Annotated in this window: 20 protein-coding genes and 2 pseudogenes; 13 read left to right on the top strand and 9 right to left on the bottom strand. The window is 58.4% G+C overall.

Features of this window, described 5'->3' with window-relative positions; genetic code table 11:
- Window positions 1-31 precede the first annotated feature (31 nt).
- From ACZ1GU_RS10300 to ACZ1GU_RS10265, 8 genes are all read left to right on the top strand, one after another.
- On the top strand, window positions 32-586 hold the full coding sequence (locus tag ACZ1GU_RS10300; RefSeq protein WP_472647906.1) for a DUF3617 domain-containing protein: 555 nt from the start codon (window positions 32-34) through the stop codon (window positions 584-586).
- Window positions 587-644: 58 nt separating this feature from the next.
- The gene (locus ACZ1GU_RS10295; protein ID WP_472647905.1) at window positions 645-1,418 is read left to right on the top strand and encodes an esterase/lipase family protein; all 774 of its coding nucleotides are present in this window, start codon (window positions 645-647) and stop codon (window positions 1,416-1,418) included.
- Window positions 1,419-1,512: 94 nt separating this feature from the next.
- On the top strand, window positions 1,513-2,910 hold the full coding sequence (locus ACZ1GU_RS10290) for a circularly permuted type 2 ATP-grasp protein (RefSeq protein WP_472647904.1): 1,398 nt from the start codon (window positions 1,513-1,515) through the stop codon (window positions 2,908-2,910).
- Between the two features lie 16 nt (window positions 2,911-2,926).
- Window positions 2,927-3,871: an alpha-E domain-containing protein gene (locus ACZ1GU_RS10285; RefSeq protein ID WP_472647903.1), complete on the top strand. Its 945-nt coding sequence runs from the start codon at window positions 2,927-2,929 to the stop codon at window positions 3,869-3,871.
- Window positions 3,872-3,881: 10 nt separating this feature from the next.
- Window positions 3,882-4,460, top strand: a complete 579-nt coding sequence (locus ACZ1GU_RS10280) for a transglutaminase N-terminal domain-containing protein (protein ID WP_472647902.1) — start codon at window positions 3,882-3,884, stop codon at window positions 4,458-4,460.
- On the top strand, window positions 4,391-4,708 hold the full coding sequence (locus ACZ1GU_RS10275) for a transglutaminase-like domain-containing protein (protein WP_472647901.1): 318 nt from the start codon (window positions 4,391-4,393) through the stop codon (window positions 4,706-4,708). The genes ACZ1GU_RS10280 and ACZ1GU_RS10275 overlap by 70 nt, the downstream gene beginning before the upstream one ends.
- 88 nt (window positions 4,709-4,796) lie before the next feature.
- Complete coding sequence (locus ACZ1GU_RS10270; RefSeq protein WP_472647900.1) at window positions 4,797-5,540, top strand: proteasome-type protease; 744 nt, start codon at window positions 4,797-4,799, stop codon at window positions 5,538-5,540.
- A 174-nt stretch (window positions 5,541-5,714) separates the two neighbouring features.
- Window positions 5,715-6,341, top strand: a complete 627-nt coding sequence (locus ACZ1GU_RS10265) for a response regulator transcription factor (RefSeq protein WP_472647899.1) — start codon at window positions 5,715-5,717, stop codon at window positions 6,339-6,341.
- Window positions 6,342-6,481: 140 nt separating this feature from the next.
- Here the strand turns inward: ACZ1GU_RS10265 and ACZ1GU_RS10260 are convergent, their stop codons facing one another.
- The 4 genes and pseudogenes from ACZ1GU_RS10260 to typA form a co-directional block, all read right to left on the bottom strand.
- Entirely contained in the window at window positions 6,482-7,189 is a 708-nt protein-coding gene (locus ACZ1GU_RS10260) for an extensin-like domain-containing protein (protein WP_472647898.1), read from the bottom strand.
- Window positions 7,190-7,309: 120 nt separating this feature from the next.
- Window positions 7,310-7,699 carry a VOC family protein gene (locus ACZ1GU_RS10255; protein ID WP_472647897.1) on the bottom strand — a complete coding sequence of 130 codons (390 nt, stop codon included), beginning with the start codon at window positions 7,697-7,699 and terminating at the stop codon, window positions 7,310-7,312.
- A 175-nt stretch (window positions 7,700-7,874) separates the two neighbouring features.
- Window positions 7,875-10,637 carry a TonB-dependent receptor domain-containing protein gene (locus ACZ1GU_RS10250; RefSeq protein ID WP_472647896.1) on the bottom strand — a complete coding sequence of 921 codons (2,763 nt, stop codon included), beginning with the start codon at window positions 10,635-10,637 and terminating at the stop codon, window positions 7,875-7,877.
- Between the two features lie 207 nt (window positions 10,638-10,844).
- A pseudogene (typA, locus tag ACZ1GU_RS10245) lies at window positions 10,845-12,697 on the bottom strand (translational GTPase TypA).
- A 369-nt stretch (window positions 12,698-13,066) separates the two neighbouring features.
- Here typA and ACZ1GU_RS10240 point away from each other — a divergent pair.
- Window positions 13,067-15,658, top strand: a complete 2,592-nt coding sequence (locus ACZ1GU_RS10240; RefSeq protein ID WP_472647895.1) for a TonB-dependent receptor — start codon at window positions 13,067-13,069, stop codon at window positions 15,656-15,658.
- 159 nt (window positions 15,659-15,817) lie between these two features.
- Window positions 15,818-16,684, top strand: a complete 867-nt coding sequence (locus tag ACZ1GU_RS10235; RefSeq protein ID WP_472647894.1) for a glycerophosphoryl diester phosphodiesterase membrane domain-containing protein — start codon at window positions 15,818-15,820, stop codon at window positions 16,682-16,684.
- 30 nt (window positions 16,685-16,714) lie between these two features.
- Here the strand turns inward: ACZ1GU_RS10235 and ACZ1GU_RS10230 are convergent, their stop codons facing one another.
- Together ACZ1GU_RS10230 and ACZ1GU_RS10225 are read right to left on the bottom strand one after the other, a co-directional pair.
- On the bottom strand, window positions 16,715-19,261 hold the full coding sequence (locus tag ACZ1GU_RS10230; RefSeq protein ID WP_472647893.1) for an ABC transporter permease: 2,547 nt from the start codon (window positions 19,259-19,261) through the stop codon (window positions 16,715-16,717).
- Window positions 19,258-19,971 (bottom strand): ABC transporter ATP-binding protein, encoded by a 714-nt coding sequence (locus tag ACZ1GU_RS10225; RefSeq protein ID WP_472647892.1) that lies wholly within the window; start codon window positions 19,969-19,971, stop codon window positions 19,258-19,260. Before ACZ1GU_RS10225 ends, ACZ1GU_RS10230 begins: the two co-directional genes overlap by 4 nt.
- Window positions 19,972-20,030: 59 nt before the next feature.
- Between ACZ1GU_RS10225 and ACZ1GU_RS10220 the strand changes: the two genes are divergently transcribed.
- A complete protein-coding gene (locus ACZ1GU_RS10220; protein WP_472647891.1) occupies window positions 20,031-20,771 on the top strand; it encodes an arylesterase in 741 nt (246 codons plus the stop codon).
- A 6-nt stretch (window positions 20,772-20,777) separates the two neighbouring features.
- Here the strand turns inward: ACZ1GU_RS10220 and recF are convergent, their stop codons facing one another.
- Window positions 20,778-21,854, bottom strand: coding sequence for a DNA replication/repair protein RecF (recF, locus tag ACZ1GU_RS10215; protein ID WP_472648757.1), 1,077 nt, complete (start codon window positions 21,852-21,854; stop codon window positions 20,778-20,780).
- 242 nt (window positions 21,855-22,096) lie between these two features.
- Between recF and ACZ1GU_RS10210 the strand changes: the two genes are divergently transcribed.
- Both ACZ1GU_RS10210 and ACZ1GU_RS10205 read left to right on the top strand, forming a co-directional pair.
- Window positions 22,097-22,210: a recombination protein F gene (locus tag ACZ1GU_RS10210; protein WP_472647890.1), complete on the top strand. Its 114-nt coding sequence runs from the start codon at window positions 22,097-22,099 to the stop codon at window positions 22,208-22,210.
- Window positions 22,211-22,516: 306 nt separating this feature from the next.
- Window positions 22,517-22,732, top strand: coding sequence for a PspC domain-containing protein (locus ACZ1GU_RS10205; protein WP_472647889.1), 216 nt, complete (start codon window positions 22,517-22,519; stop codon window positions 22,730-22,732).
- Window positions 22,733-22,944: 212 nt separating this feature from the next.
- Here ACZ1GU_RS10205 and ACZ1GU_RS10200 read toward each other — a convergent pair whose 3' ends face one another.
- On the bottom strand, window positions 22,945-23,727 hold the full coding sequence (locus ACZ1GU_RS10200) for an SDR family oxidoreductase (protein ID WP_472647888.1): 783 nt from the start codon (window positions 23,725-23,727) through the stop codon (window positions 22,945-22,947).
- Window positions 23,724-24,336: pseudogene (locus ACZ1GU_RS10195) on the bottom strand (NUDIX hydrolase). The gene ACZ1GU_RS10200 and the pseudogene ACZ1GU_RS10195 overlap by 4 nt, the downstream one beginning before the upstream one ends.
- Window positions 24,337-24,345: the final 9 nt, after the last annotated feature.

Below are 24,345 nucleotides of genomic sequence, written 5' to 3'. Positions count from 1 at the left end.
CTCCCCCGAGCTGTTTGTGAAGGGATTACTGATGAAGACTTCTATTTTTGGCGCAGCGGCGCTCGCACTTACCTTGGCGGCTTGCTCGGACAGCTCGGATATCAGCACGGCAGACGCTGACACTGATGGCGATGGCGCAGTCAGCATGGCTGAAGCGGGCGCGGCGGTGGATGCAGCCGGCGGCGCGATTAAGCCTAAGGCGGGCCAATACAAGGCAACCGTGGAAATGATCGACGCGAAGGTTCCCGGAATCTCTGCTGACCAGATGAACCAGGCTGGGATGAACACGACAGTCGAATATTGCGTTACCAAAGAGCAGGCTGAAAACGGTTTCCAGGACATGATGAGCCAAGGTCAGGAAGGCGATTGCTCTTACGAGAAGTTCGACCTCGAAGGCGATCAGCTCGACGCGGTGCTCGTCTGCAAGGCTGCGGGCGGCGAGATGCGCATGGCGATGGAAGGCACCGTTGGCGCGACCAAGACCGAGACGAACATGACCATGACCTCACAGATACCCGGCGTTGGCGAAGCCTCCATGACGATGAAGAACACCTCCGAATGGGTCGCTGACGAGTGCACCGAGTAGGGTAAGCTGCGCGCAGGCTTCAGTCGGTGTTCACGCGAGGTGAGCGATGAAACGGCGCATGGCCACGCGCGCTTCTTTTTCTGATAGGCGTTCTTCGCTTTGGACGCGGGAGGAGCTTGCGCGCCGGGTTGCTCTGGCGCGTGAACCCGTTGAAGCGCCAGCGAGTCGCCCGCCGCTATGGCGGTTTGCCGCAGAGGCGCAGGCTCTTGGCGAAGTCGTGCGTCGCCGCCGCCGCCAGATCATTGTTCGCAAGGCCGAGAATCCCCGCACAGTGATGGTGCTACCGGGCTTTATGACGCACCCCTATCGGATGCGCTATATGGCGCAGCATCTGGAAAAAGCCGGGCATACGGCCAAGCGATGGGGGCTAGGTTGGAACCTTGGCCCTACCGAGGAAAATCTGGAGCAGTTGGAGGCGCGCCTGCTCGAATTGCACGAGCGCTCCGGTGAAAAGGTCGTGCTGCTCGGGTGGAGTCTTGGCGGGATCTTCGGGCGCGAACTGGCCAAACGCCAGCCCCAGGCGGTCGCCAAAGTCATCACGATGGGCTCGCCGTTTTCGGGTGATCCGCGAGCGAACAATGTATGGCGCATCTATCAATTCGTAACTGGACACAGCGTCGACAATCCGCCGGTCGAAACCGATGTTGCGGAAAAGCCGCCGGTGGAAACGATCGCATTGTGGAGCCCGCGCGACGGCATGATTGACGTGCGCGCCGCTTGCGGTAAGCCAGGAGAGCGCGACCGCGCCGTTTCCCTGCGCTGCACGCATATTGGCTTTACCTATGCGACCGATGCGATTGAGACGGTTCTTGAGGAACTAGAATCCGTCTGAGCCTTTCCTTGTGAAGACGGGGGTTTGCGCTTAGCGTCCCTCTGCGATCGCAAATCACGGGGAAACTGTTCTGTCGTCCGCCAACTTTGACGAAATGTATGACGCGGCTGGCGAAGTTCGCCCGGCCTATGCCGACTATTGTAAATGGTTCGACGAGCAGCCGAACGAGCTGTTGAAGCGCAAGGCGAAAGATGCGGACGAGAGTTTTCGCCGCACCGGCATCACCTTCAATGTTTATGGCGAAGATGAGGCGGAAGAGCGCTTGATCCCGTTTGATATGGTGCCGCGCATCATCACGGCGGATGAATGGCGCAAGCTTACCCGCGGGATCGAGCAGCGGGTGAGGGCGCTTAACGCGTTTCTCTATGACCTCTATCACCGGCAAGAGATCATTCGTGCGGGGCGCTTTCCCGAGCGGCTGCTACGCAACAACGATGCGTGGCTGCCCAATATGGTCGGTTTCACCCCGCCGGGCGGGATTTACACGCATATTGTCGGAATTGACCTGGTTCGCACCGGCCCGAACGATTTCTTCGTGCTCGAAGACAATGCCCGCACGCCGTCGGGCGTGTCTTACATGCTCGAAAACCGCGAGACGATGATGTCGATGTTCCCTGACCTCTTCTCTCGCGTCGCGGTTGAGAGCGTATCCAACTATCCGCGCCGTCTCGCGCGCAGTCTTGCAGCTTGCGCACCGGAAGGGATCACCGGCAAACCCAATGTCGCGGTGCTGACGCCGGGCATCTACAATTCCGCCTATTTCGAGCACGCGTTTCTCGCTGACCAAATGGGCGCGGTCCTCGTCGAGGCGAGCGATCTGCGCGTCGTCGATGGCCGGGTGCAGATGCGCTGCACCGATGGCTATAAGCAAGTCGATGTGATCTATCGTAGGGTCGACGATGAATATCTGGATCCGCTGACGTTCAACCCTGACAGCGTGCTCGGCATTCCAGGCATCATGGATGTCTATCGCGCGGGCAATGTCACCATCGCGAATGCACCGGGTACGGGCGTGTCAGATGACAAGGCGATTTACAGTTTCATGCCGGAGATCGTCGAATTCTACACGGGTGAAAAGCCGCTGCTGCCCAATGTCGAAACGTGGCGGTGTGCCGATTCCGATAGCCTAGCGCACGTGCTCGACAATCTTGACGAGCTGGTGGTGAAGGAAGTCCACGGCTCGGGCGGGTACGGCATGCTGATCGGCCCGACCGCGACCAAACGCGAGATCAAGGCGTTCCGGAAGAAAATCGAAGCGAATCCGGAAAGCTATATCGCGCAGCCGACCCTATCGCTGTCGACCTGTCCGATCTTCACCAATAAAGGTCTTGCGCCGCGCCATTTAGACCTGCGCCCGTTCGTGCTCGTTTCGCCCGACGGGATCGACATTACGCCCGGTGGCCTGACCCGTGTTGCGCTGAAGAAGGGATCGCTGGTCGTCAATTCCAGCCAGGGCGGCGGCACCAAAGACACCTGGGTTTTGAAAGACTGATGGTGGAGGTGCGCACATGCTAGGCCGGACCGCCAACGGGATGTTCTGGATGTTCCGCTATCTTGAGCGGGCGGAGAACACTGCGCGCCTGCTCGATGCGGGCATGCGCATGGCTCTTACTCGCGATGAAGCGACGGCTCAGGCCGAATGGCGCTCTGTGATCGCAACCTCTGGCCAGCGCGCCGCTTATGAAGCGGAATATGACGAATATACCGGACAGCAGGTGTGGAATTTCATCCTGCGAGAGCGGGCAAACTCTGCCAATGTGCGTGAAATGTTCGGCCTGGTCAGGCAGAATGCGCGCATGGCTCGGACCAATATTTCGAGCGAGGTGTGGACTGCGGTCAATGAAAGCTGGATGGAGCTTGATGAGCGGCTCGCTAGGCCCATCGGTCCCAATGTTGTCGGTGACGTGATCAGCATGATCCGCCGGGCGGGCACGATGGTTCACGGCGCGGTCGAAGGTTCCATGCTGCGCAATGAAGGCTACCACTTCGCGCGCGCTGGCACCTTTATCGAGCGGGCGGAGAGCACAGCGCGCATTCTCGACATGAAATACTATCTGCTGCTGCCGAGCGTGAAGCATGTCGGGACCAGTCTCGATACCGGACAGTGGGATCAAGTGCTGCGCTCGGTTGCGGGTGAAAGCGCCTATAGCTGGCTCAATGCAGGCGTGATCGACGCGCGCAGCATCGTCGAGTTTCTGGTGCTCGATGATCGCTTTCCGCGCAGCCTTGCCTTTTGCCGCAATGCGCTGCGCGTACACTTGGCCGCATTGGCGAAGATCCACGGTGCCGAGGGCGAGTGCAATGAGTTGATGCGCAATGCGGATATGGAGATCAACGAGCTGACCGTTGAAGGAATTTTTGAACTTGGCCTGCACGAATTCCTTTTGAGGTTCATGGCCCGCAGCGGCGCGATAGCGCAGGCCATCAGTGAAGATTACAGGTTCCTGGCATGAGGAGCGCACAATGAGATTGGCGATCCGCCACACCACGCATTACACCTTTTCCGAGCCGGTGGTGCACGCGCTGCAGCGGCTGCGCCTGACCCCGAAGGAGACGCAAGGCCAGTCGATCCTCGATTGGCAAATGGAGTATGAAAACGCCCATGCCGAGCTTGAGCATGAGGACCAGCACTTCAACACAGTTACCTTGATCTCGGTCAAGCCTGGCTCGCGCGAAGTGACGGTAACATGCCGCGGCACAGTTGAGACACGCGACAATGCTGGCGTCATCGGGAAGCATTCCGGACACCTGCCGCTGTGGAGTTTTCTCGGACAGACAAAGCTCACCAAGCCAGGCCCAAAAATGCGCGCACTCATGCGTGAACTGTCCGAAAGCGGAGACGGCAGCCAGCAGAACAAGCTCGATTTCCTGCATGCACTGTCGGCGAAGATCCGTGAGGACGTGGCCTATCAATCCGGGTTCACGGTACCGTCACCACCACCGCAGAACAGGCATTGGAAGCTTGCAAAGGCGTGTGTCAGGATCACACGCATATCTTTCTGGGCGCCGCGCGCGCATCAGACATTCCGGCGCGCTATGTGAGCGGCTATCTGATGATGAATGACCGGATCGACCAGGATGCCACCCATGCCTGGGCAGAAGCGCACATTGACGGGCTGGGCTGGGTTGGGTTTGACATATCAAACGGGATCAGCCCCGATCCGCGCTATGTCCGCGTCGCAACCGGGCGAGACTATCGCGACGCCGCGCCTGTGACCGGGATAAGCTTCGGTTCGGCAGAGCAGGCTTTGACGGTGCAGGTCGCTGTTGAGCAGCAGCACCAACAATGACGCTCGGCGATATCCAACCGCGCAATATAGCTTTGATCGGCGCGCATTCTCGACTAATCAGCCGCACTCATTTTAGACAGAGACTTGTATGACTTATTGCGTTGGGATGGTGCTCGACAAAGGGCTCGTGATGATGAGCGATACCCGCACAAATTCGGGCGTCGACAACATCTCTGTGTTTCGCAAGATGTTTCACTGGAGCGTGCCGGGAGAGCGGATCATCACAGTGATGACGGCGGGTAATCTCGCTACGACGCAGGCCGTGGTCGGACAGCTTGAAGAGCGGACCAAGGCGCCCGATGAGCGCGAGAACACTCTGTTTAAATCTCCGACCATGTTTCAAGTCGCGTCCGATATCGGCAAGTTGCTGCGCTCTACCGTCGAACAAAGCCAATCTGCTAATGGCGATCGGGGCAAGGGGCGTTTCACAGCATCGATCATTGTCGCAGGACAGATTGCAGGTATGGAGCCGCGCCTGTTCATGATCTATCCTGAGGGCAACTTCATCGAAGCGGGCATTGAAACTCCATTCTTCCAGATTGGTGAGACCAAGTATGGACGCCCGATTATCCTGCGCGGTTATGATCGCGACATGAGTTTCGAAGACGCGGTGAAGCTGCTGATGGTGTCGTTCGATTCAACGCTGAAGGCGAACCTGTCGGTCGGCCTTCCGCTCGACCTGATGGTGATCGAGCGAGACGCTTTCGCGCCCAGCCACCAGCACCGCATCACGCAGGAGGATCCATATTTTGAGTCGATCTCGTCTAGCTGGGGCGATGCGCTGAAATCGGCGTTTCATTCGCTGCCCAATTATACAATTGACACGAAATAGAGATAAATTTTCCAGTGATTTGAAAGCCTTCTTTTCTTGGAATACAAACTATCTCCGAAATGGCGGAAAATAAGCGTGATTTTGCGCCTCTTTAGATAAGTATTGCCGAATCATTGCTCGAAATCGGACACGCTCTCGCGTGTAATGCACTGAATCGCAGCGCATCAGATGCGCATGACACGCAAAGCAACCCTTCACTTTATCGACTCGTCGAGCCGGCATCGGGCAGAATTATCGCGTGTGGGGTTCGCATTGGGTCACCATTGCGAGGTCTACGGCGATCTCGGCGATCTGTCTGTGCACCCGCCCCGCGACGGTATCATCATCGCGCGAGACGCTGTTGAAGAAGGCGGGGTTGCAACGATCCTTGATCGTTTGAGCAAGCTCGGCGTCTGGTTGCCCCTGATCGCGGTCGATGAGCAGCCGCGGCCCGGACGAATTGTCGAGGCGGTCAAATCCGGCGCGCTGGATTACCTTTCCATGCCGCTCGATCCGGAGCGCTTCGCTCGCTGTCTCGATCGGATCGAGAAAGAAGCCGAAGTCTTTGGCGAGGCGCGTCGCCGCATGATTGAAGCGCGAAATCGGATTTCCAATTTGTCCAATCGCGAACGCGAAGTGCTAGACTGGCTATCGGAGGGCAGTAGTAACAAGCTTATTGCGCGTGAGCTCGATATTAGTCCCCGGACGGTCGAAATTCACCGCGCCAATATGATGAGCAAACTTGGCGCACGGCATGCCGCTGAAGCAGTGCGGCTGAAGCTCGAAGCCCAGCTTGAACCGGATATGCCAAACGCCGACTAGCGCTTTGCACGAGGCGCAGTTTGGCTGAAGAACAAAAGAGGCCTTCGGGTTGGCCCTGGGATCAAAACATAGGTCTTTTGTGCGGTCGTTTCGCGCGACTGCATTGGGGCGTCCAATCGCGCTTGAGGCGGTAGATCGCACTAGCGACAGAACTTTGCGCCAGTTCCTTCGACGTGAAAGTGGTCTTCGTGCGCGCGATTATAGTCTGGTCCCAATACCGTGCCAAAGCGCTTGCAGGCGCTGCGATGCACGACACGCAAAAATTCGCGTTCAGCCGCGCTTCCGCCTGACCAGTCGCCTTTGACGTTGATTCGCCGACCGTCTTTCAAGATGAAACCGGATATGTCGATCGCTTCGGCGCGCGCATGTGCAGAGCGCCGTGACGTCCCCGCCACGTTCCTGCATGAATAGGAACCCATCGTCTCGATCCGTTCGAGCGGGCTGCCAAGAATTTGCCGCGCCGCGCGGTCCACTCCGAAACGTGCCCAGGCACTGAATGCATTGGCGGTCTTGCACTGGACTGGACCGATATTGCTTACGCCGAAGGCGGAACGATCACCGGCGAGCGAAGACAATCGCACCGTGCCAAGCTGGGTACAGCCGGGTGCGTTGTATTGATCAGGCAGAGCGGAGAATCGCGTGCCGCTGGCGCTCAGTTGGCTGAAACAGGCGCGATCATCGGCGCGCTGTGATATCCGGCTCTGTGCGGAAGTGACGCGCGGCTTTGCATCGCTGCGCTGAGCGCTTGGGCTGCTCGATCCCCCTGACGAGGGCAACAGGCTGCATCCAGTCAATCCAAAAGCGCTGAGCGACAGAAGAGTAAGACGGAACGGCGCAGTGTGTTTCATGATGCTCGAACCATGCCGCAAACATGGTTAACAAGCTGCTAAGGATAACTGGCACGCGTGGGTCATGCCGCAAAATCGGCCCTATTCACCGCAACGCTTAGAGGCGCGTATCCCAAAGCTCTACGGCAGGTCTTCGGCGACTTGCTCCCAAAGCTCAATCTTGATGCCGTTGGGATCAAGCAGCCAGGCGAACTTTCCGTAGCCTTCATCGGCGGTGTCGAGGATCTTCACCTTCTTCTTTTTGAGTTTGGCTACGAACCCGTCGAGATCACTAACCCTGAGATTGATCATGAACCCGCTTTTGCCCGGTTTGATATACTGATCATCGGAGAAGTGACTTATCAGGGAATAGGGGTTTTTCTTGGGCTCGTCAGCCCAAGCGAGCTGCGGTCCGTACTCTCCGTCAATGCCCAGTACGTCGCGATACCATTCGCGTGTCGCTGCCGGGTCTTGGGCAACATAGAAGACGCCGCCCAATCCGGTGACGCGCGGTTCGTTCGTTTCGGTCATTTCTCAATTCCCTCCCAGGTCCTGGAGCCATGGTTGTAACAGGTTTTGCCGTGGTGGAAGAGGCCGCTCGTTGGCATCCGCGTGGATGTTTCGAATTCATACCAGACGGATGCAAGGAAAAGCCCCGGACGTTTGCAACGGTCGGGGCTCCTTCGATTTTTCAGGTTGGCTGCGATTAGAATTCAGCAACGAGGCCGATCGTGCCAACGGCGCCGCGTGGGTCGTGGACCCGGCTGTCAAACCCGCCATTCGTGGCAACGCGCGGTGGGAGAACGTCAAACACGTTCCTAACACCTGCGGTCAGCGTCAAAGCCTTGTCGCGATCAAACAGCTCGTTGATGGCGAGGCTGTATTGAATGTCGACACGGAAGTCGCTGTCGATGTCTGCCAACGCGTTCTGATCGTCGAGATAGCTATCGATGTAGCGTCCGAAGACGTTCAGCGAATGCGCACCCGCTTCGACCTGGAGCCCTGCGTTGAAGCGCAGTTCTGGCGCTGGCGAACCAAAGTTTGTGAAGTTGCGAACTCCAGCACCCTCGATCACCGGACCACCTACAGATTCCTGAAGGTCGTAGCTGATGATGTAGTTACCTTCGAAGCTTGGCGTGATCGTGCCGAAGCCGGTGTCGATGATGTAGCGGATCGAGAAGTCGATGCCCGAGGTCTCAACGCTGGCCGCATTGGCATAGCTGTTGTTGACCTGGATGATCGTGCCAGCCGGGCTGCGGATGATGTCAGGGCCGTTTGGATCGGCGTTCACGAGCGCCTGAGCCGAGGTCTGTACAATCGCGTTGTCGAACTCGAAATTGTAATAGTCTGCGCTGATCTCAAGACCACCGAATGGCTGCAATGTGAAGCCGAGGTTGTATGCGGTAGAGTCCTCCGGAACCAAAGTCGGATTGCCGACTGCACGGACCGCGACAAAGGCGTTTGCTCCGCCATTGTTAGGGTCAGACACCTGTTGCAACGTGGTCGACTGACCTTGCTGCTGGAAGGTCGACGGCGCGCGGAACGAGGTCGAAAACGATCCACGCAGTGACAGCCAATCGGTTGGACGGGCAAGCAGAGCGATTTTCGGGTCGAGCGTGTCGCCACCGTCATCGCCATAGTCTTCGAAGCGCAAAGCGAGCTGGAGGTCGAGCCATTCAGTCACCGGCACGGCAAGTTCGCCGAAGAATGCATAGACATCTTGAGCGCCGGAGAACGCTTGCTCACCAATCAGGAAGGCGAAGCCATCATTCTGCGTGATGTCGTCGAACGTCGCCGAAATTCGCTGGTCGCGATATTGCACGCCAAGCGCGATCCCGACGGGGCCCGCAGGCAATTCGAACAGATCGCCCGAAATAAAGCCTTCTGCGACGAACAATTCAGATTCGCGGTTCGAAACCGAGAATTCGGTGATGTATTCAAGCAGAGCTGCATTGCTACCCGGGCTGCCGAGCAGTGCTGACGAGAACGGGTTGAAGAATGTGCCATCACCCGGGATCGTCGCGCCATTGGCAGTCAGGAACGGGTTGCTCGCGGTACAATCGAGGCCGGTTGCCGCATTGAACGCAGGGACAGCGTTAAAGCCGCGCAGGGCGCAAGCGAACCGGTCGCGAACGGTGTCTTCGGTGTTTCCGGTGAAGTCATTGTCCGCATAGGTCAGGCTGACGTTCCACAGACCGTTAGAAAGCAAACCGTCAAAGTCGCCCTCGAGAGTGGTCGAGATACGCAGTGTTTGCGATTCAAACAGCGCAGGGGAAACCTCGCCGCCGACACCGCTCGCGCGGCCGAAGAAGACCACATTGGCACCAAACGGGTTGTTCGGGTTGAAGTCTGGAACAACAGCCTGGCCGAGTTGCAAGAACGGGAAGGTTGGCGAGTTGCCGCGCCGCGCTTCGTTATCGGCATAGCCGACCTCGGCGCTGAAGCGTACCGAGTCAGACAGATCAGCATTCGCAGAAACGAAGGCGGTGATGCGCTTTTCGTCCGGAACGAGGTTGAAGAACTCGCCGAAGTCGAAACGGCAGAGGCCCACATCAGGAATGCCTGCGGGTGTAGCGCTGATGACGGTGGGAATGCCGCCGGCTTGGCCGCATCCGGGGTCAATGACTGGTGCACTTGCTGGAAAACCGGGGACGCCAAAAAACGAGCCAGGGTTGCCGAGCGAAGATGTGTCATCACCGATGAATGTCGGGACGCCGTTTGCGTCGAATTCTGGTCCGCGTGACAGGCGGCGTTCGGCTGTCGTCAACGGAGAACGATCAACATAGCTGATCGCGCCAACCAGGTTGAAATCGCCCGCTTGGAAACCGGCGAGAGCCTGAAGGTTATATTCGTCGTAATCGCCCGTGCCGAGGTGATTGGTGTACTCGCCTGACAGCAGTACACCTTCGTAGTCCTTGCGGGTGATGAAGTTGACCACCCCGGCTACAGCATCCGAACCGTAAAGCGATGACGCACCGTCCTTCAGGATTTCGACGCGTTCAACCGCAATCAGCGGTACTAACGAAGACGTGTCGACGAAGTTGATGCCGTCATTGGTTGGCGATGCGGAAAGCGTCTGACGCTTGCCGTTGAGAAGGATCAGGGTCGAGGCGACACCGAGACCGCGCAGGTTGATGTTGGACGTACCTGTCGTGCCGCCCTGGGTGAAGGCATCCGGGTTGTTTTGCGCGCCGCTGTTGATTGTCAGCGACTGCGTAATCTCACCGATGTTCTGCGCACCGATATCGTTGATCGCGCCAGCATCGACGGTCGCCAGTGGCGAGGCCAGGTCGGCTTGCGAGTTGCGGCGAATAAACGAGCCCGTGACGACGATAGTGTTACCATCGTCGAATTCGTCGGCAGCTTCGGTGTCGCTGCTGACGTCTTGATCTTGGGCCAGTGCAGGTGAGGCAAACGCTACAGCGGCTGCGGCACACGACAGTTTAAATGCAGTTTTGGTGAGTTTCATCTAGGGGCACTCCTCTCTCTCAAATATCCTCATAAATAAGGAGATTCTCGAATGAAAGTGCGGATTGGTTTCGCGGTGAAACTTTGTCACGCATAGGAATGCGTAAAATCAGTTTCGAAAACGAAACTTATCTAAAAAGTACATTCGACACAGATATTTGCATCGTGCAGTGAGCCGTCATTCTCGCTGTAGCAAATCTGCAACAACTCAGGCTGCATCTTTCTTGCGCTTCGCTTTTTTGCGCTCATGCGGGCACAGCAAAGTCTTGCGCAAACGGATGCTTTGCGGGGTCACTTCGACCATCTCGTCGTCATCAATATAGGCGATTGACTGCTCAAGGCTCATCCGGCGTGGCGGGGTCAGGCGGATCGCATCATCTTTGCCCGATGAGCGGATATTGGTGAGCTGCTTCGACTTGAGCGGGTTGACTTCAAGGTCATCCGGCTTCGCGTTTTCGCCGATCACCATGCCTTCGTAGACCTTCATCTGTGGGCCAACGAACAGCTCGCCACGTTCCTCAAGCGCATTGAGGGCGTAGGCGACCGTTTCACCGTCGCTATTGGAAATCAGAACTCCGTTGTTGCGGTACCGTCAATCGCACCTTTGTAGGGGCCATACTTCTCGAACAAGCGGTTCATGATGCCCGTTCCGCGCGTGTCGGACAGGAACTCACCGTGATAGCCGATCAGCCCGCGCGACGGAGCGGAGAAGGTGATGCGCGTCTTGCCTTGGCCCGATGGGCGCATTTCGGTGAGGTCGGCTTTGCGCTTTTGCATCTTCTCGACGACCGTGCCGGAGTGCTCGTCATCCACATCGATCACGACGGTTTCGTATGGTTCTGTGCGTTCACCGCCTTCTTCCCGGAACAGCACTTTCGGGCGCGAAATGCCAAGCTCGAAGCCTTCACGGCGCATCGTTTCGATCAGAACGCCAAGTTGCAATTCGCCGCGGCCAGCGACCTCAAAGGCGTCCTTGTCTTCGGCCTCGGTCACGCGGATTGCAACGTTGGTCTCAGCCTCGCGCAGCAGACGATCGCGGATCATGCGGCTCGTTACCTTATCGCCTTCGCGGCCTGCAAGAGGGCTATCGTTCACCGCGAAGCGCATGGCAAGCGTAGGCGGATCAATCGGCTGCGCGGCGATAGGATCGCTCACAGAAGGGTCGCATATGGTGTTGGAAACGGTAGCTTTTTCAAGGCCGGCGAGTGCGATGATGTCACCGGCTTGCGCGCTTTCGACAGGTACGCGGTCAAGCCCGTCAAAGCTCATCAGTTTGGTCGCGCGACCGACTTCGACGACGTTGCCATCGACGTCGATGGCGTGGATCGGATCGTTCACCTTGAGCGTGCCCGACTGCACGCGTCCGGTCAGAACGCGGCCCATGAAGTTGTCACGGTCGAGCAGCGTGGCGAGGAAGCTGAATGGACCAGTTGTGTCGAGGTCCGGCGCTGGCACGTGGTCGATGATCTTCTCAAACAGCGGGGCGAGAGTGCCTTCGCGAGCATTCTCATCTTCGCTGGCATAGCCATCGCGGCCTGATGCAAACAGTGAAGGAAAGTCCAATTGCTCATCATTGGCATCGAGGCTCGCGAACAGATCGAAAACCTCGTCGAGCACTTCCTGCGGGCGGCCATCGGGGCGGTCGATCTTGTTGACGACGACGATAGGACGCAGGCCCAATGCAAGCGCCTTGCCGGTCACAAACTTGGTCTGCGGCATCGCGCCTTCTGCGCTGTCGACCAGCAGAATTACGCCGTCAACCATGCTGAGGATACGCTCAACCTCGGCACCAAAATCGGCGTGGCCTGGCGTATCGACGATATTAATGCGAGTGGTCTCACCGTCTGAGCCTTCCCACTCAACACTGGTGCACTTTGCGAGAATCGTGATGCCGCGCTCTTTTTCGAGGTCGCCGCTGTCCATCGCACGTTCCTCGACCCGTTGGTTGTCACGGAAGGTGCCCGATTGGCGGAAAAGCTGGTCAACCAGGGTCGTCTTTCCGTGGTCGACGTGCGCTATAATGGCGATGTTGCGGAGCGCGCGGGTTTGAGAGGCGGACATGTTTGAAAACGCTTTCGGATGAATGTTGCTGGCAGTCGCCGAGCGGCTATAACAGCAAAGGTGCGGCGTCTATCGAGCGCCTGTAATTCGACAAAATTGGCTGCGCACACGTTGTTGCGCTGCAACATTGGTGGCGCGCCTAGCGCAGTGCCGCCCTTACGGCAAGCAATAGCGGGCCCAAAAAATCGGTGCAGTGCAGCAAATCCACAGTGTGACGGCAAAGACACAGCGTCGATTCCGCCCTCGTGCGCGAGGCGTTTGTAACTTGTCGCATATGCACCGCTCGCTTATTCAAGCGGGTAATCAGTTGGGGCATCAACGCATTTGGAGATGTGGTCGCAGCTGACTTTATTGTGGAGAGGAGATCCCATGCGTTCGATTTTTGCCGGTTCTGCCGGTGCTCAACGATTCACCCTGCTTTCTGGCGCCGCGGCTGTTGCCCTTTGCGCGCCAAGCATGGCTTTTGCCCAAGACGCCGAAGTCGAAGCAGACGACGAGTTCAACAACAACACAATTGTTGTTACCGCGACCAAGCGCGAACAAACCCTTCAGGAAACTCCGGTTTCGGTGTCGGTTACCACCGGCGAAACACTGGAGCAGGCTCAGATCCGCGACGTGCTCGATCTGCAGACCGTTACTCCTTCGCTGCGCGTGAGCCAGTTGCAAACGTCATCGGCCTCGACCTTCATCATTCGCGGTTTCGGTAACGGCGATAACAACTTCGGCATTGAGCCATCGGTGGGCGTCTTCATCGACGGCGTTTTCCGTTCGCGCTCTGCCGCTGCTCTGTCTGACCTTCCGAACGTCCAGCGGATTGAGGTCCTGAACGGCCCGCAATCGACGCTGTTCGGCAAGAACGCATCTGCAGGCGTTATCTCGGTTGTTACGCGCGAGCCGCAGTTCGACTTCGGCGGCGCTGTCGAAGTGACCTACGGCAACTTCAACGCGGTGACTGTAAAGGCCGACGTAACTGGCCCGATCAGCGAGACCGTCGCGTTCTCACTCGATGGTAACTACAACCGCCGCGATGGCTATGCTGACATCGTCAACCTCAACGAAGAGCAGAACGATCGCAATCGCTGGGGCGTTCGCGGCCAGTTGCTGTTTGAACCAACCCCTGATCTGCGCATCCGCGCGATCGGCGACTATTCGCGCATTGACGAGGTTTGCTGTCAGGTCGCAACCTTGGTCGCTGGTCCAACGGCTGCGGGCATTGCCGCGGTGGGCGGTCAGCTTAGCACCGATTTCTTCGGCTACGAAGCATTCTTGAACTTCGTACCGACCAACGAAGTCGACAATTATGGCGGCTCGGTTCAGGTCGATTGGGATTCCGGGCCCATCTCGGTCACTTCGATTACCTCGTATCGCGAGCTGAAGAACTTCTTCCTGTCAGACATCGACTACACCAGCGCTTCGATCGCGACTGAGACGCGTGATCAGGACGTGGAGAGCTTCACTCAGGAATTCCGCATCAGCTCTGATTTCGATGGGCCGATCAACTTCCTGCTTGGTGGTTACTACTTCGACGAGAAGATCAGCCAGGACAGCGCGATTCAGAACGGCGCTGACATCCGCAACTTCTTCGAAATCCTCGCAGGCGAAGATCCTGTCGCGGTTCTGACGGGTCAGCCGACTCTGTTCAACGGTCTTGAGGCTAACTTTGGTTTCCCTCAGGAGAGCATCTTCAACACGCCGCTGTTGACCGAAGAAACCTTCCGCATGGAGAACACCTCGTGGTCGATTTTCGGAACGGTTGATTTCGAGCCGGTTGACGGTATCGTTTTGACCGGTGGTTTCAACTACACCGATGATCAGAAGGATTTCGCGCTTAGCCAGACAAGCTTCGACCCGCTTGCGCAGGTTAACTTCGTCGATGCCTTCATCGTCGGGGCCACTGCCGGCGCTGTCACCACACGCGACCAGTTCCAGGCTCTGCCTCAGGCGAACCAGGATGCACTGCTTGCTGCTGCGACAGATCCGAACGTAAACCCATTGCTGCCGCTGGCTGGTTTCCAGTTCCAGCCACCGTTCTTGGCCATTCCAAACGCGGTTGAGCCTGGTCAGACCAACGATGACAAGTTCACCTACCTGCTTCGTGCAGCCTTTGAGATCACACCAGATATCAACGTCTACGCAAGCTATGCGACCGGCTTCAAAGCAAGCTCGGTGAACCTGTCGCGCGACAGTCGTCCATCAAACACAGACTTCCTGGCCGGACCAGGTGGTTCGACTTTCGCCGCTCCGGATTCGCCAATCGTGAATGCAGGACTGGCGCTGCCGAACCTCGTATCAGGCTCGCGTTTTGCTGGCCCAGAGGAAGCTGAAGTCTACGAAATCGGCATCAAGGGGCAGTTCGAAGGATTTGGCTTCAACCTCGCAGTGTTCGACCAGACGATTGAAGGCTTCCAGAGCTTTGCTTTCACCGGCACAGGCTTTGCGCTTCGTAACGCTGGTCAACAGTCGGTCCGTGGCTTTGAGCTCGACACGACGATCCAACCGACCGACGGTCTGGTTCTCACCTTTGCCGCAACCCACCTTGACCCGATCTTCGATGATTTCCCCGGAAGCGTTCTTGGCGATCTCAGCGGTGAACGTCCTGGCGGTATTCCATCATGGGCAATCTCTACCTCTGCAACCTACACACATGAGTGGGACAGCGGTACGCGCCTGATCAGCCGTGTTGACTACAATCACGAGAGCAACACCGACATCAACAATGGCCTGCCGACGTTCAACACGGCGCTGGGTAACACCGACATCTTCCGCCGCGAAGTGAACCTTGTGAACGCGTCGATGACTTTGGCCCTCAACAACGGCCTCGAAGTTGGCGTGTGGGGCCGTAACCTCACCGATGACCAGCACATCCTCACTGTGTTCGACGGTGTGGCGCAAGCTGGTACGGTATCGGGCTATCCGAACCAACCACGCACCTATGGCGGCGTGGTTCGCTTCAAGTTCTGATCCGATCAGATCAAGACAACCAAGAGGGGCTCGCGCTTGCGGGCCCCTTTTTTGTGTCCAACCCTTGCACATTGCCGGATGTACGGTTGCGACAACAATAAAATTGTGTGCATTGTCAAAGCAGTGTTGATGCCGGAATGACCGGTGAGAGGGGATCACATGCAAGTCGATATCGGACGCGTATTCACCAATAGCTTTGCCATTCTCCGGCAGAGGTTCTTGTCACTGCTGGGTGTGTGGGGTGTATTCTTTGGCGCCAGCATCGCGCTGTTTATGGTGCTTGGCTTTGGCATGGGCGGAGCCGCGTTTGTGGGCGCGGGAACAGATCTTGAGAATGCAGGGGCGTTTGGCGCCGGTTTCATCATCCTGATTCTGCTGTTCTACGTGGGGTACTTCTACATCAACGGCGCCCAGCAATGCGCAATGGTCGCCATGGCCACTCCGCTTGAAAAACCTAGTTTCAGCGACGCTCTGAATGCGGGATTGCGCGGCGGGCTGACCTTTATGGGTGTGTTGGTCCTGATCCTTATCGCTTACCTCATCGGCATTTTGCTGCTGGGACTTGTCGGCGCGGTAATGACAATGCTGGGCGATATTGGCGCGGCGCTGTTTGCCATCCTGATATTGCCGGTGCTGATCTATCTTGCCTGCCGCCTTGTCCTGGTAGTGCCTGTTATCGCAGTTGATCGCACCTACAATCCGATCAATGCCCTGTCCCGATCATGGCAGCTGACAGCGGGCAATGTGCTGCGCATCTTCGTGGTGCTGGTGGTGTTGTCCGTGGGCGCATTTGTCGTTTTCGGCGCACTGTTCGGCGTGCTGTTTGGCATCGGTTTCAGTGCAGGTTTCGATGTCGACAATCCTGCCGCTGGGGTGGGCGGAATGGTCGCAGCATTTGCAGTTGGGTTGCTGTTGCTGTTCCCGCTTTACATTCTCTTCTCACTGTTCGCATCGACCGTGATGGCCGCGTTGCACGCAGAGGTCAGCGACAGCTCGGTTCAAGAGCTCGGCGAAACGTTCGGCTAGGATTTGGGCAGGCTAGGCGAGAGCTCTGCGTCAGAGCTCTCGCAATGCTTGGGCTGGCTTCGCGCGCAGCAGTGGCAGCGAGCCGCCAAGAGCAAAAGCGAGCACCATTGCAAGACCAACCCCGAGCACCGCAAGAATGGCTCCCCAGGACGGCAGCCAGTCAAACTCGAACAATTGCGTGATGATGACCCAAGCGAGGGTCGATCCAAGCGCCAAGGCGACCAAGGCCAATAGCGTTGCAATCAGCCCATATTCGGCCAATTGCATGAGCAAGACTTGACGGCGGCTAGCGCCAAGCACGCGCAGCACAACCGTGTCATACATGCGCGAGGCTCTTGCGGCTGCTATTGCGCCCATCAAGACCGCGAGGCCAGCCAGAACCGCGACGGCGGCCGCTGCGAGGGTTGCAAGGCCAACCTGGCGCAAGATTGTGCGGGCCTCGCCCAGAATCTCTCCGGTCTCGATCACCGAGCTTGAAGGGAACTCGCGCACAAGATCGCGCAGCATTTCACCGCGCGCGGCTGTGTCCGCCCCGTCGGGCAGATCGAGCGTCGCCGAGAGGTTGTGTGGCGCATCGGCTATGGCATTGCGAGAGAAGACCATGGTGAAGTTGAAGCCCATGCTTTCCCAATCAATCTCCCGAATATTGGCGATGCGCGTTTTGCGCTCAACGCCGAGCACACCGATCGTCAGGTAGTCCCCGACGCCGAGCCCGGCTGCGTCCGCCAATTGTTTGTCGATCGAAACTAGAGGTTCGCCTGAGTAATCAGCGTCCCACCATTCGCCCTCGACCACGCGGTTGCCCTGGGGGATTTCGTCGGCATAGGTGATGCCGCGTTCACCGCGCAGCGCCCATGCGCCTTCCGGGATCTCTTCGAGTTCCGATACGCGCTGCATGTCTTCTTCAGGCCCGAATGCGAGCACCGCTCCGCGCAGGGTCGGCACTGTACGCAGTGCTGCTTCTGGAAAGCGGTTTTGCACCAGTTCGACGAAACGTTGTTCTTCCGCAACCGGCACATCAAGCGCAAAGTAGTCAGGCGCCTCTTGCGGCACACGGCTTTCGATGTTTCCGTCAATCGCGCTTTGAACGCCAGCCAGCAGAACGAAAGCGGCCAGGCCGAAGCCCAGTGCGGTCACAAGCGCACTGGTCGGCGCACCGGGCCGATGGAGGTTCGACAGTGCGCTGCGCAGCAAGGGGTTACTGGGGCGGGGCAGGCTCTTGGCAAGTTTCTTTATTGCAAAGCCCAGCGCGGCGAGGGCGAGCAATGCTCCGGCTGCACCAGCCAAAAACCCCGCAGACAGCCAGACCTGATCGGTGGTGAGAAGCGCCAGAACGCAAATCGCTGCAAGACCTGCAACCGTAAAGCCCAAGGCGCGCCAATCGCGTGTTAGCGGGGTTATGCCCGAACGCATCAGCGCCATCGCCGGAAACGTGCGTGCGCGCAGCAGCGGCGCGGCGGCAAATGCGAAGGCGACCAGTAAGCCATAAGCTGCTGCCAGCATCAATGGAGCAGGTTCAATCACAAATCCGGTCTCTACGGGGAGCAATCCCCGCAAAGCCCCACCGAGTAGAGGCGTCACCAAGATGCCGACCGCCAGACCCGCTGCGCTTCCAATCAGGGCTGCAACAGCGATCTGTAGTGCGTAGATGCGCACGATATCGGACGACGACGCGCCGAGAACTTTGAACGTGGCAATGCTGCCGCGCCGCGCATCAAGATAGGACGACACGCCGCCAGCAATGCCGATGCCGGCGATCACCAGAGCGGCTAGCCCCACAAGCGTCAGAAAGTCGCTCATGCGGCCTACGAAGCGGTCTGCGCCGGGGGACGCGCGCTCGCGGTCTCGGAAATCATACCCGGCTTCGGGAAATTGTTCCGTCAGTGCTTCTTGAACATCGTCAGGGTCGAGCGAGGTGTTTTCAAAGGCGACGCGATATTTGCTCTCGTAGAGCGCGCCGGGTTCAAGCAATCCAGCGCGGCCTGGCACATCTTCGGCGACGATTACGGTAGGGCCGAGCTGAAAGCCCTCTGATAGCCTGTCCGGCTCGTTGTCGATAATCCCGCCAGCGACCAGCTCGACCGTGCCAACAGTAAAGGTGTCGCCGACTGCAATGTCCAGCCGGTCGAGCGCACCTTGGCCAAGCCAGGCGGTGTTGCCCGTTGGCGCCCCTTCTTCGCGCCCATCCTTCAGGGTCAGTGCGCCGTAGAGCGGCCATTTGATGTCGACCGCCTTTAGCTCGACCGGAGCAGCGCCTTCCTCAGTTGTCGCCATCGCTTGCAGCCGCGTGCCGCCCGAAACCTCGCCATATTCGGACAGGGCTGTGAGCTCTTCCTCGTTCAGTGCGCGCTGCCAGATTTCGACTTCAAGATCGCCGCCGAGGAGCTCTTGACCGCTCGATTCCAGCTCGCGTTCGATCGCGGCGGTTAAGGTTCCAATGGCGGCCAAGGCTGCCGTGCCAAGGAAGATACAGACGAGCAGCAGCCGTAGTCCGCGAAAGCGCGCATTGAGATCGCGCCGGGCAATGCGCCATGCGCCGCTCCATGAAAGGCGGGTAGGAGACGCGGCCTTGCTCATGCGGCCTTGGCTACTCTGGTGTCAGAGGCGATCACGCCATCCGCCATCGTGATCACGCGGTCACAGCGTTCAGCAAGCTTAGGGTCATGCGTGATAATAAGAAGCGTCGCGCCCGTTTCTGCGCGGCGTTCGAACAACAGTTCGACGATTTCCTCTCCAGTCGCGGCATCGAGATTGCCTGTTGGCTCGTCGGCGAAAATCAGACTGGGGCGCGGAGCAATCGCGCGGGCAATCGCAACGCGCTGTTGTTCGCCGCCCGAAAGCTGGGTGGGGTAATGGCCGATCCGGTGCCCCAGACCGACGGCGGTCAGCTCCGCCTCGGCGCGCTGGCGAGGGTGCTCGCCGCCTGAAAGCTCCATCGGCGTCGCGACATTCTCTGCCGCAGTCATGGTTGGGAGCAGGTGGAAAGCTTGCAACACGATCCCGATCCGGCCGCGCCGCGCCTGCGCCAAACCGTCTTCGTCAAGACTGGCAAAGTCCTGACCTGCGACTTCCAGACTGCCGCCGCTCGCACGTTCAAGGCCGGACAGAACCGCCATAAGCGAACTTTTGCCCGAACCCGAAGGACCTAGCAGAGCCACCACCTCTCCCTCGGCAATGTCGAGGTCGATGCCGCGCAGGATCTCGACAGGTGCTTGGTCCGACCCAAGTGTAAGGGTCAGGTTGCGGGCGGAGATCGCGAGGGCGGGCGTAAAAGAAGAGTTTGTCACAGGATCCAAATGGCATAGGGGTGGGTTGCAAACAAGATACCCAACTCGGAGGCTGGTAGATGCAAATGGGCGTTTGGTCGAAGAATGCGCTGGCGGGCCTGTTGGCGCTCACTTTGGCAGCGTGCGGCGGGGAAACTCCTGCGGCGGATCCGCAAAGCAATAGTTCTGAAAATGCCAACTCCCAGAGCGAGGCTGCGGTTCCCGTAGAAGGGCCAGAGCGACGCATCGTCGCATTTGGGGACAGCCTGTTTGCCGGATACAACGTAGCACCAGGGGATAGCTATCCATCGAAGCTGCAGGACGCTCTGCGCGAAGCTGGCGTGAATGCTGAGGTCGCGAATGCGGGCATATCGGGCGATACAAGTGCGGCGGGGCGTCAGCGGCTGGCCTTCACGCTAGATGCGCAGGAGGAAAAGCCTGACCTTTTCATTCTTGAGCTTGGCGGAAACGATTTACTGCGCGGCATTGAACCGCAGGAAACGCGCGCAAACCTATCGGCTATGCTCGATGAGTTAAAAGTACGCGAGATCCCGGTGCTGATTTTGGGAATGCGCGCGCCGCCCAATTACGGACCTGAATATCAAGGCGATTTCGATGCGCTCTATGGCGATCTGGCGCGCGAATATGGCGCGGCACTTATCCCGTTCTGGCTTGAGGAGATCTATCAGGAGCCCGATCTATTCCAGTCGGACCGTATCCACCCGACGGAAGAGGGGATCGAGCGATTGGTCGCTTCGACACTGGAGCAAGTGCAAGCTGCTCTTCCACAAGATGATGAGAATGCAGCGAGCGCGGACTGAGCGCGTCTAGGCGCGTTCGAGCGATCCTCCGCTCACACGCCAAATAGCGGCTGTTTCTTGCATCCCCTCGAAGGGGGAAAGTTCCGTGCCCGTCATCCACACCTGCGCGCGGCCCTGACCGAGCCGCTCGAACAGCGCCGCTCTTCGCACCGGATCAAGATGCGCGGCGACCTCATCGAGCAGTAGCACAGATGGACGCCCTTCGGCTGCGAGCACCGAATGCGCGAGCGTGATGGCGATCAGCATCGCCTTCTGCTCGCCTGTAGAGCAAGACGCCGCTGCCTGACCCGATCCCGCCATTACCACGTCAAGCTCGTCGCGGTGCGGCCCGGTAAGCGCGCGTCCCGCAGCACGATCTCGTCCGCGTTGCCGCGTCAGCTCATCACGCAGCGCCTCCGGTTCTGTCGGTCCGCCGGCGCGGTAGGTAAGTACGGGCTTGGCGAAGGGCTGCGCAGGCAGGGCGGATAGCTCAACACTCAGCGCTTCGATCAGGCCCAGGCGATTGGCCGAGACTTGCGAGCCGTGCTGCGCGACTTGCGCTTCAATCGCGTCAAGCCACCGGGCATCACCGCGCTCTTCGAGCAGTTTATTGCGCTCGCGCAGCGCGGTCTCAAGGCTCGCGACCGATTTGGCGTGGCCGGGCTCTATCGCCAAAGTCATGCGATCGATGAAGCGTCGCCGTGCGCCAGCGGAATCCATGAACAGGCCGTCCATCGCCGGGGTGAGCCAGGATATCGCGAGCCATTCGCTCAGCGCGCTGGCGCTGCTTTCGGACTGATTGATGCGCACGAGACGCCGACGAGGCTGATCGGGATCAATATAGGTGCCGATGCGCGCGCTCACCTCGCCCTGCTCGATCAGGCTCGCGCCAATCGCAAAGCCACCATTGCCATCCTGTCGCGGGAGATCGCTTAGCGCTGCGCGGCGGATACCGCGCCCTGGACTAAGAAGCGACAGTGCCTCCAGCACATTGGTCTTCCCAGCGCCATTTTCGCCCACGAGCAGGTTAAACTGCGCAGTGCCGGTTAGTTCGCTCGCCGCGTGATTGCGGAAGTTTTCAAGGGAAATCCGGTCAAGCGCCATGGTCAGATGGCGGTAGCACGCGCGGCATTTATCACCAGTCACCCAGGGCGGAAAATCACCGATCCTAATAGATGGGAAAAATTCCTAACCTTTCGGAATGGTGAACAAAGTGTTTCATCATGTAAAATCGACAAGCCGCAGAATTCCGCCGTTTTTCGAGTTTGGCACGGTCCCTGCAATGTGTTGGGCATCGAGAGAAACACTCTCTCAGAAACACGAAAGACCCAAGTAGGAGACAAAAAATGTTCACAGTTGATACCACAAACCGTTTTCTCGCCGCAGCCTTCTCGCTCGCCATCTCGGCAGCATTCATGGCCACCGCGATCCTCCCAGCCAGCCCACAACTCTTCGCTTAATCACGAAGCTCCATTCAAAGGAAAGCCCCCAATCATGTTTAGCAACGATATCGGATCCCGCGCAGTCGCCGCCGTTTTCTCGGTAGCCATCTCCGCAATCTTCTTCGCCAGCGCCATCATCCCCGGCTCGCCCGGTCTGGTCGCTTAATTCAAACCCGCAATCCAACACATACAGGAGACAATACAAATGTTCGCTTCCGTTGACCTTTCCAGCCGCGTTTTCGCCGCTGTGTCCGCCCTGGCCATCTCGGCCGTATTCATGGCCACCGCAATCGTCCCGGCCTCACCAGCTCTTGGAGTTCTGGCATGAGCAACGTGACGAATACGCCAAACGGCACGCCGCCAAGCAGAGGCCTTCGCCTTGATAAGCATAACGGCAAAGTTTTCGGTGTTTGCGCAGGCCTCGCCAATTGGTCGGGTGTTGATGCACTGATCTGGCGCATCGGCTTTGTTGGCTGCACGCTTCTAGGTATCGGATTTCCGATCCTGATCTACATTGCGATGGCACTGATCATCGACTGAGCTTGGCGTTCAAAAAGCGGTTCCCGGTTTTCGGGACGCCAAGACCGACTAATCAAACCGGGAAGGGGCCACATCGGCCCCTTTTCTTTTATTTCCGCACACTATCCAGTGTGCGATTTCCTCGCTCACGCGACCCGGGGGTCGCATCGCTGCGGGCGAGCAGTCGCCCTTGCGGGCCTTTCAGGCCCGAAACCAAACGGTATAGGCCAAGATCACATCGCGCTGATGCCGCCATCCAGCTTGATCTCTGCGCCGGTCATGAACCGACTTTCATCACTCGCCAGATAGACCACCGCGTTTGCGATATCGTTCGGCTGGCCGACGAAGCCCAGCGGGATTTGGCGTGCGAGCTTGTCCATCAACACGCCTTTTTCGATATTGTGATGCTGAGCCGTGCCGTCGAGAATCGGCGTATCGACAAAGGTCGGATGCACAGAATTGCAGCGGATCTGCATGTTATTCTTCGCGCAGTGCAGAGCGATCGACTTCGACAGCATCCACACACTCGCCTTCGAGGCATTATAGGCCGGCATCGTATCGCTGGCGATCAGGCCAGCGATCGAGCTGATATTGATGATTGAGCCGGGTGCGTGCTCGCGCATCAGCGGCAAAGCTTTTTGACAGCCGTGGAAGATCGAATCGACATTGATTGAGAAGCAGCGCTTCCAATCGTCAAAGTCGCAGGTCTCGATATTGCCCGCGACGCCAATCCCTGCATTGTTGACCAGCACGTTGAGCCCGCCGATCTCCTCGCGCGCTGCATCGACGACCGCCTCCCACGCATCGGGGTCGGTTACATCGTGCGCGATACCGTGAGCATGACCTGCGCCGCATTCCGAATTGATCCGCGCCGCCGTGTCCTCCGCGCCCTGACCATTGATGTCTGTGCACAGCACGCGCGCGCCTTCTCGGGCCAGCAGGGTCGCATGGGCCGCGCCGAGGCCCTGCGCGGCACCAGTTACCAAAGCGAGTTTTCCCTCACAGCGTTTCGTCATTTTAAATCCTCTCCTAGAAATCCGGGCATCATCAGCATTGCGATCCGCACATCCACACCGTGTCCGTGCGCGCGCCATTGGTCTACAAATTGTGCGAGGTCGCTCAGCGCAACGCGATGCACCAAAATGTTTTCGCTATCAGTTCCGCCGCCTTCACCGATCTTTTTGAGGCCGTGAGCGCGCAGCAGGGTGAAGGCTTCGCTCACCATGCCAGGAGAGCTGAAAAACTCGCCGAGATTTTCCATACGCTCGGCCGTGTAGCCGGTTTCTTCTTCCAACTCGCGCAACGCAGCATCTTCGGCGGCTTCGCCTTCTTTGCCTGCATCATCGCCGATCAAACCTGCCGGAATTTCGAGGCAGAACTTGCCGAGCGGAACGCGGTACTGGCTGACAAGCAGCACATGGCGCATTCCATCAGCGTCTTCGTCGATTGCGAGGATAGCGGCGGCGCGAATACCGCGTGTCCGGTACGACATATTCCCACCGCCCGCGCTTCTTCGTCGCGATGAAGCGGCCTTGCCAATTCACCTCTTCTGGCAGGTCGGCATCCGGATCACGGACAAGGTCGGCGGCATCGGGAATATCGAATCCGGGGCTGTCAGCGCTCATGGCCGCAAT

This window comes from Erythrobacter sp. HA7-11 (genome assembly GCF_055693605.1).
Note: the sequence above shows the minus strand (reverse complement) of the source record. Positions and strands in the feature narration are given on the sequence as shown.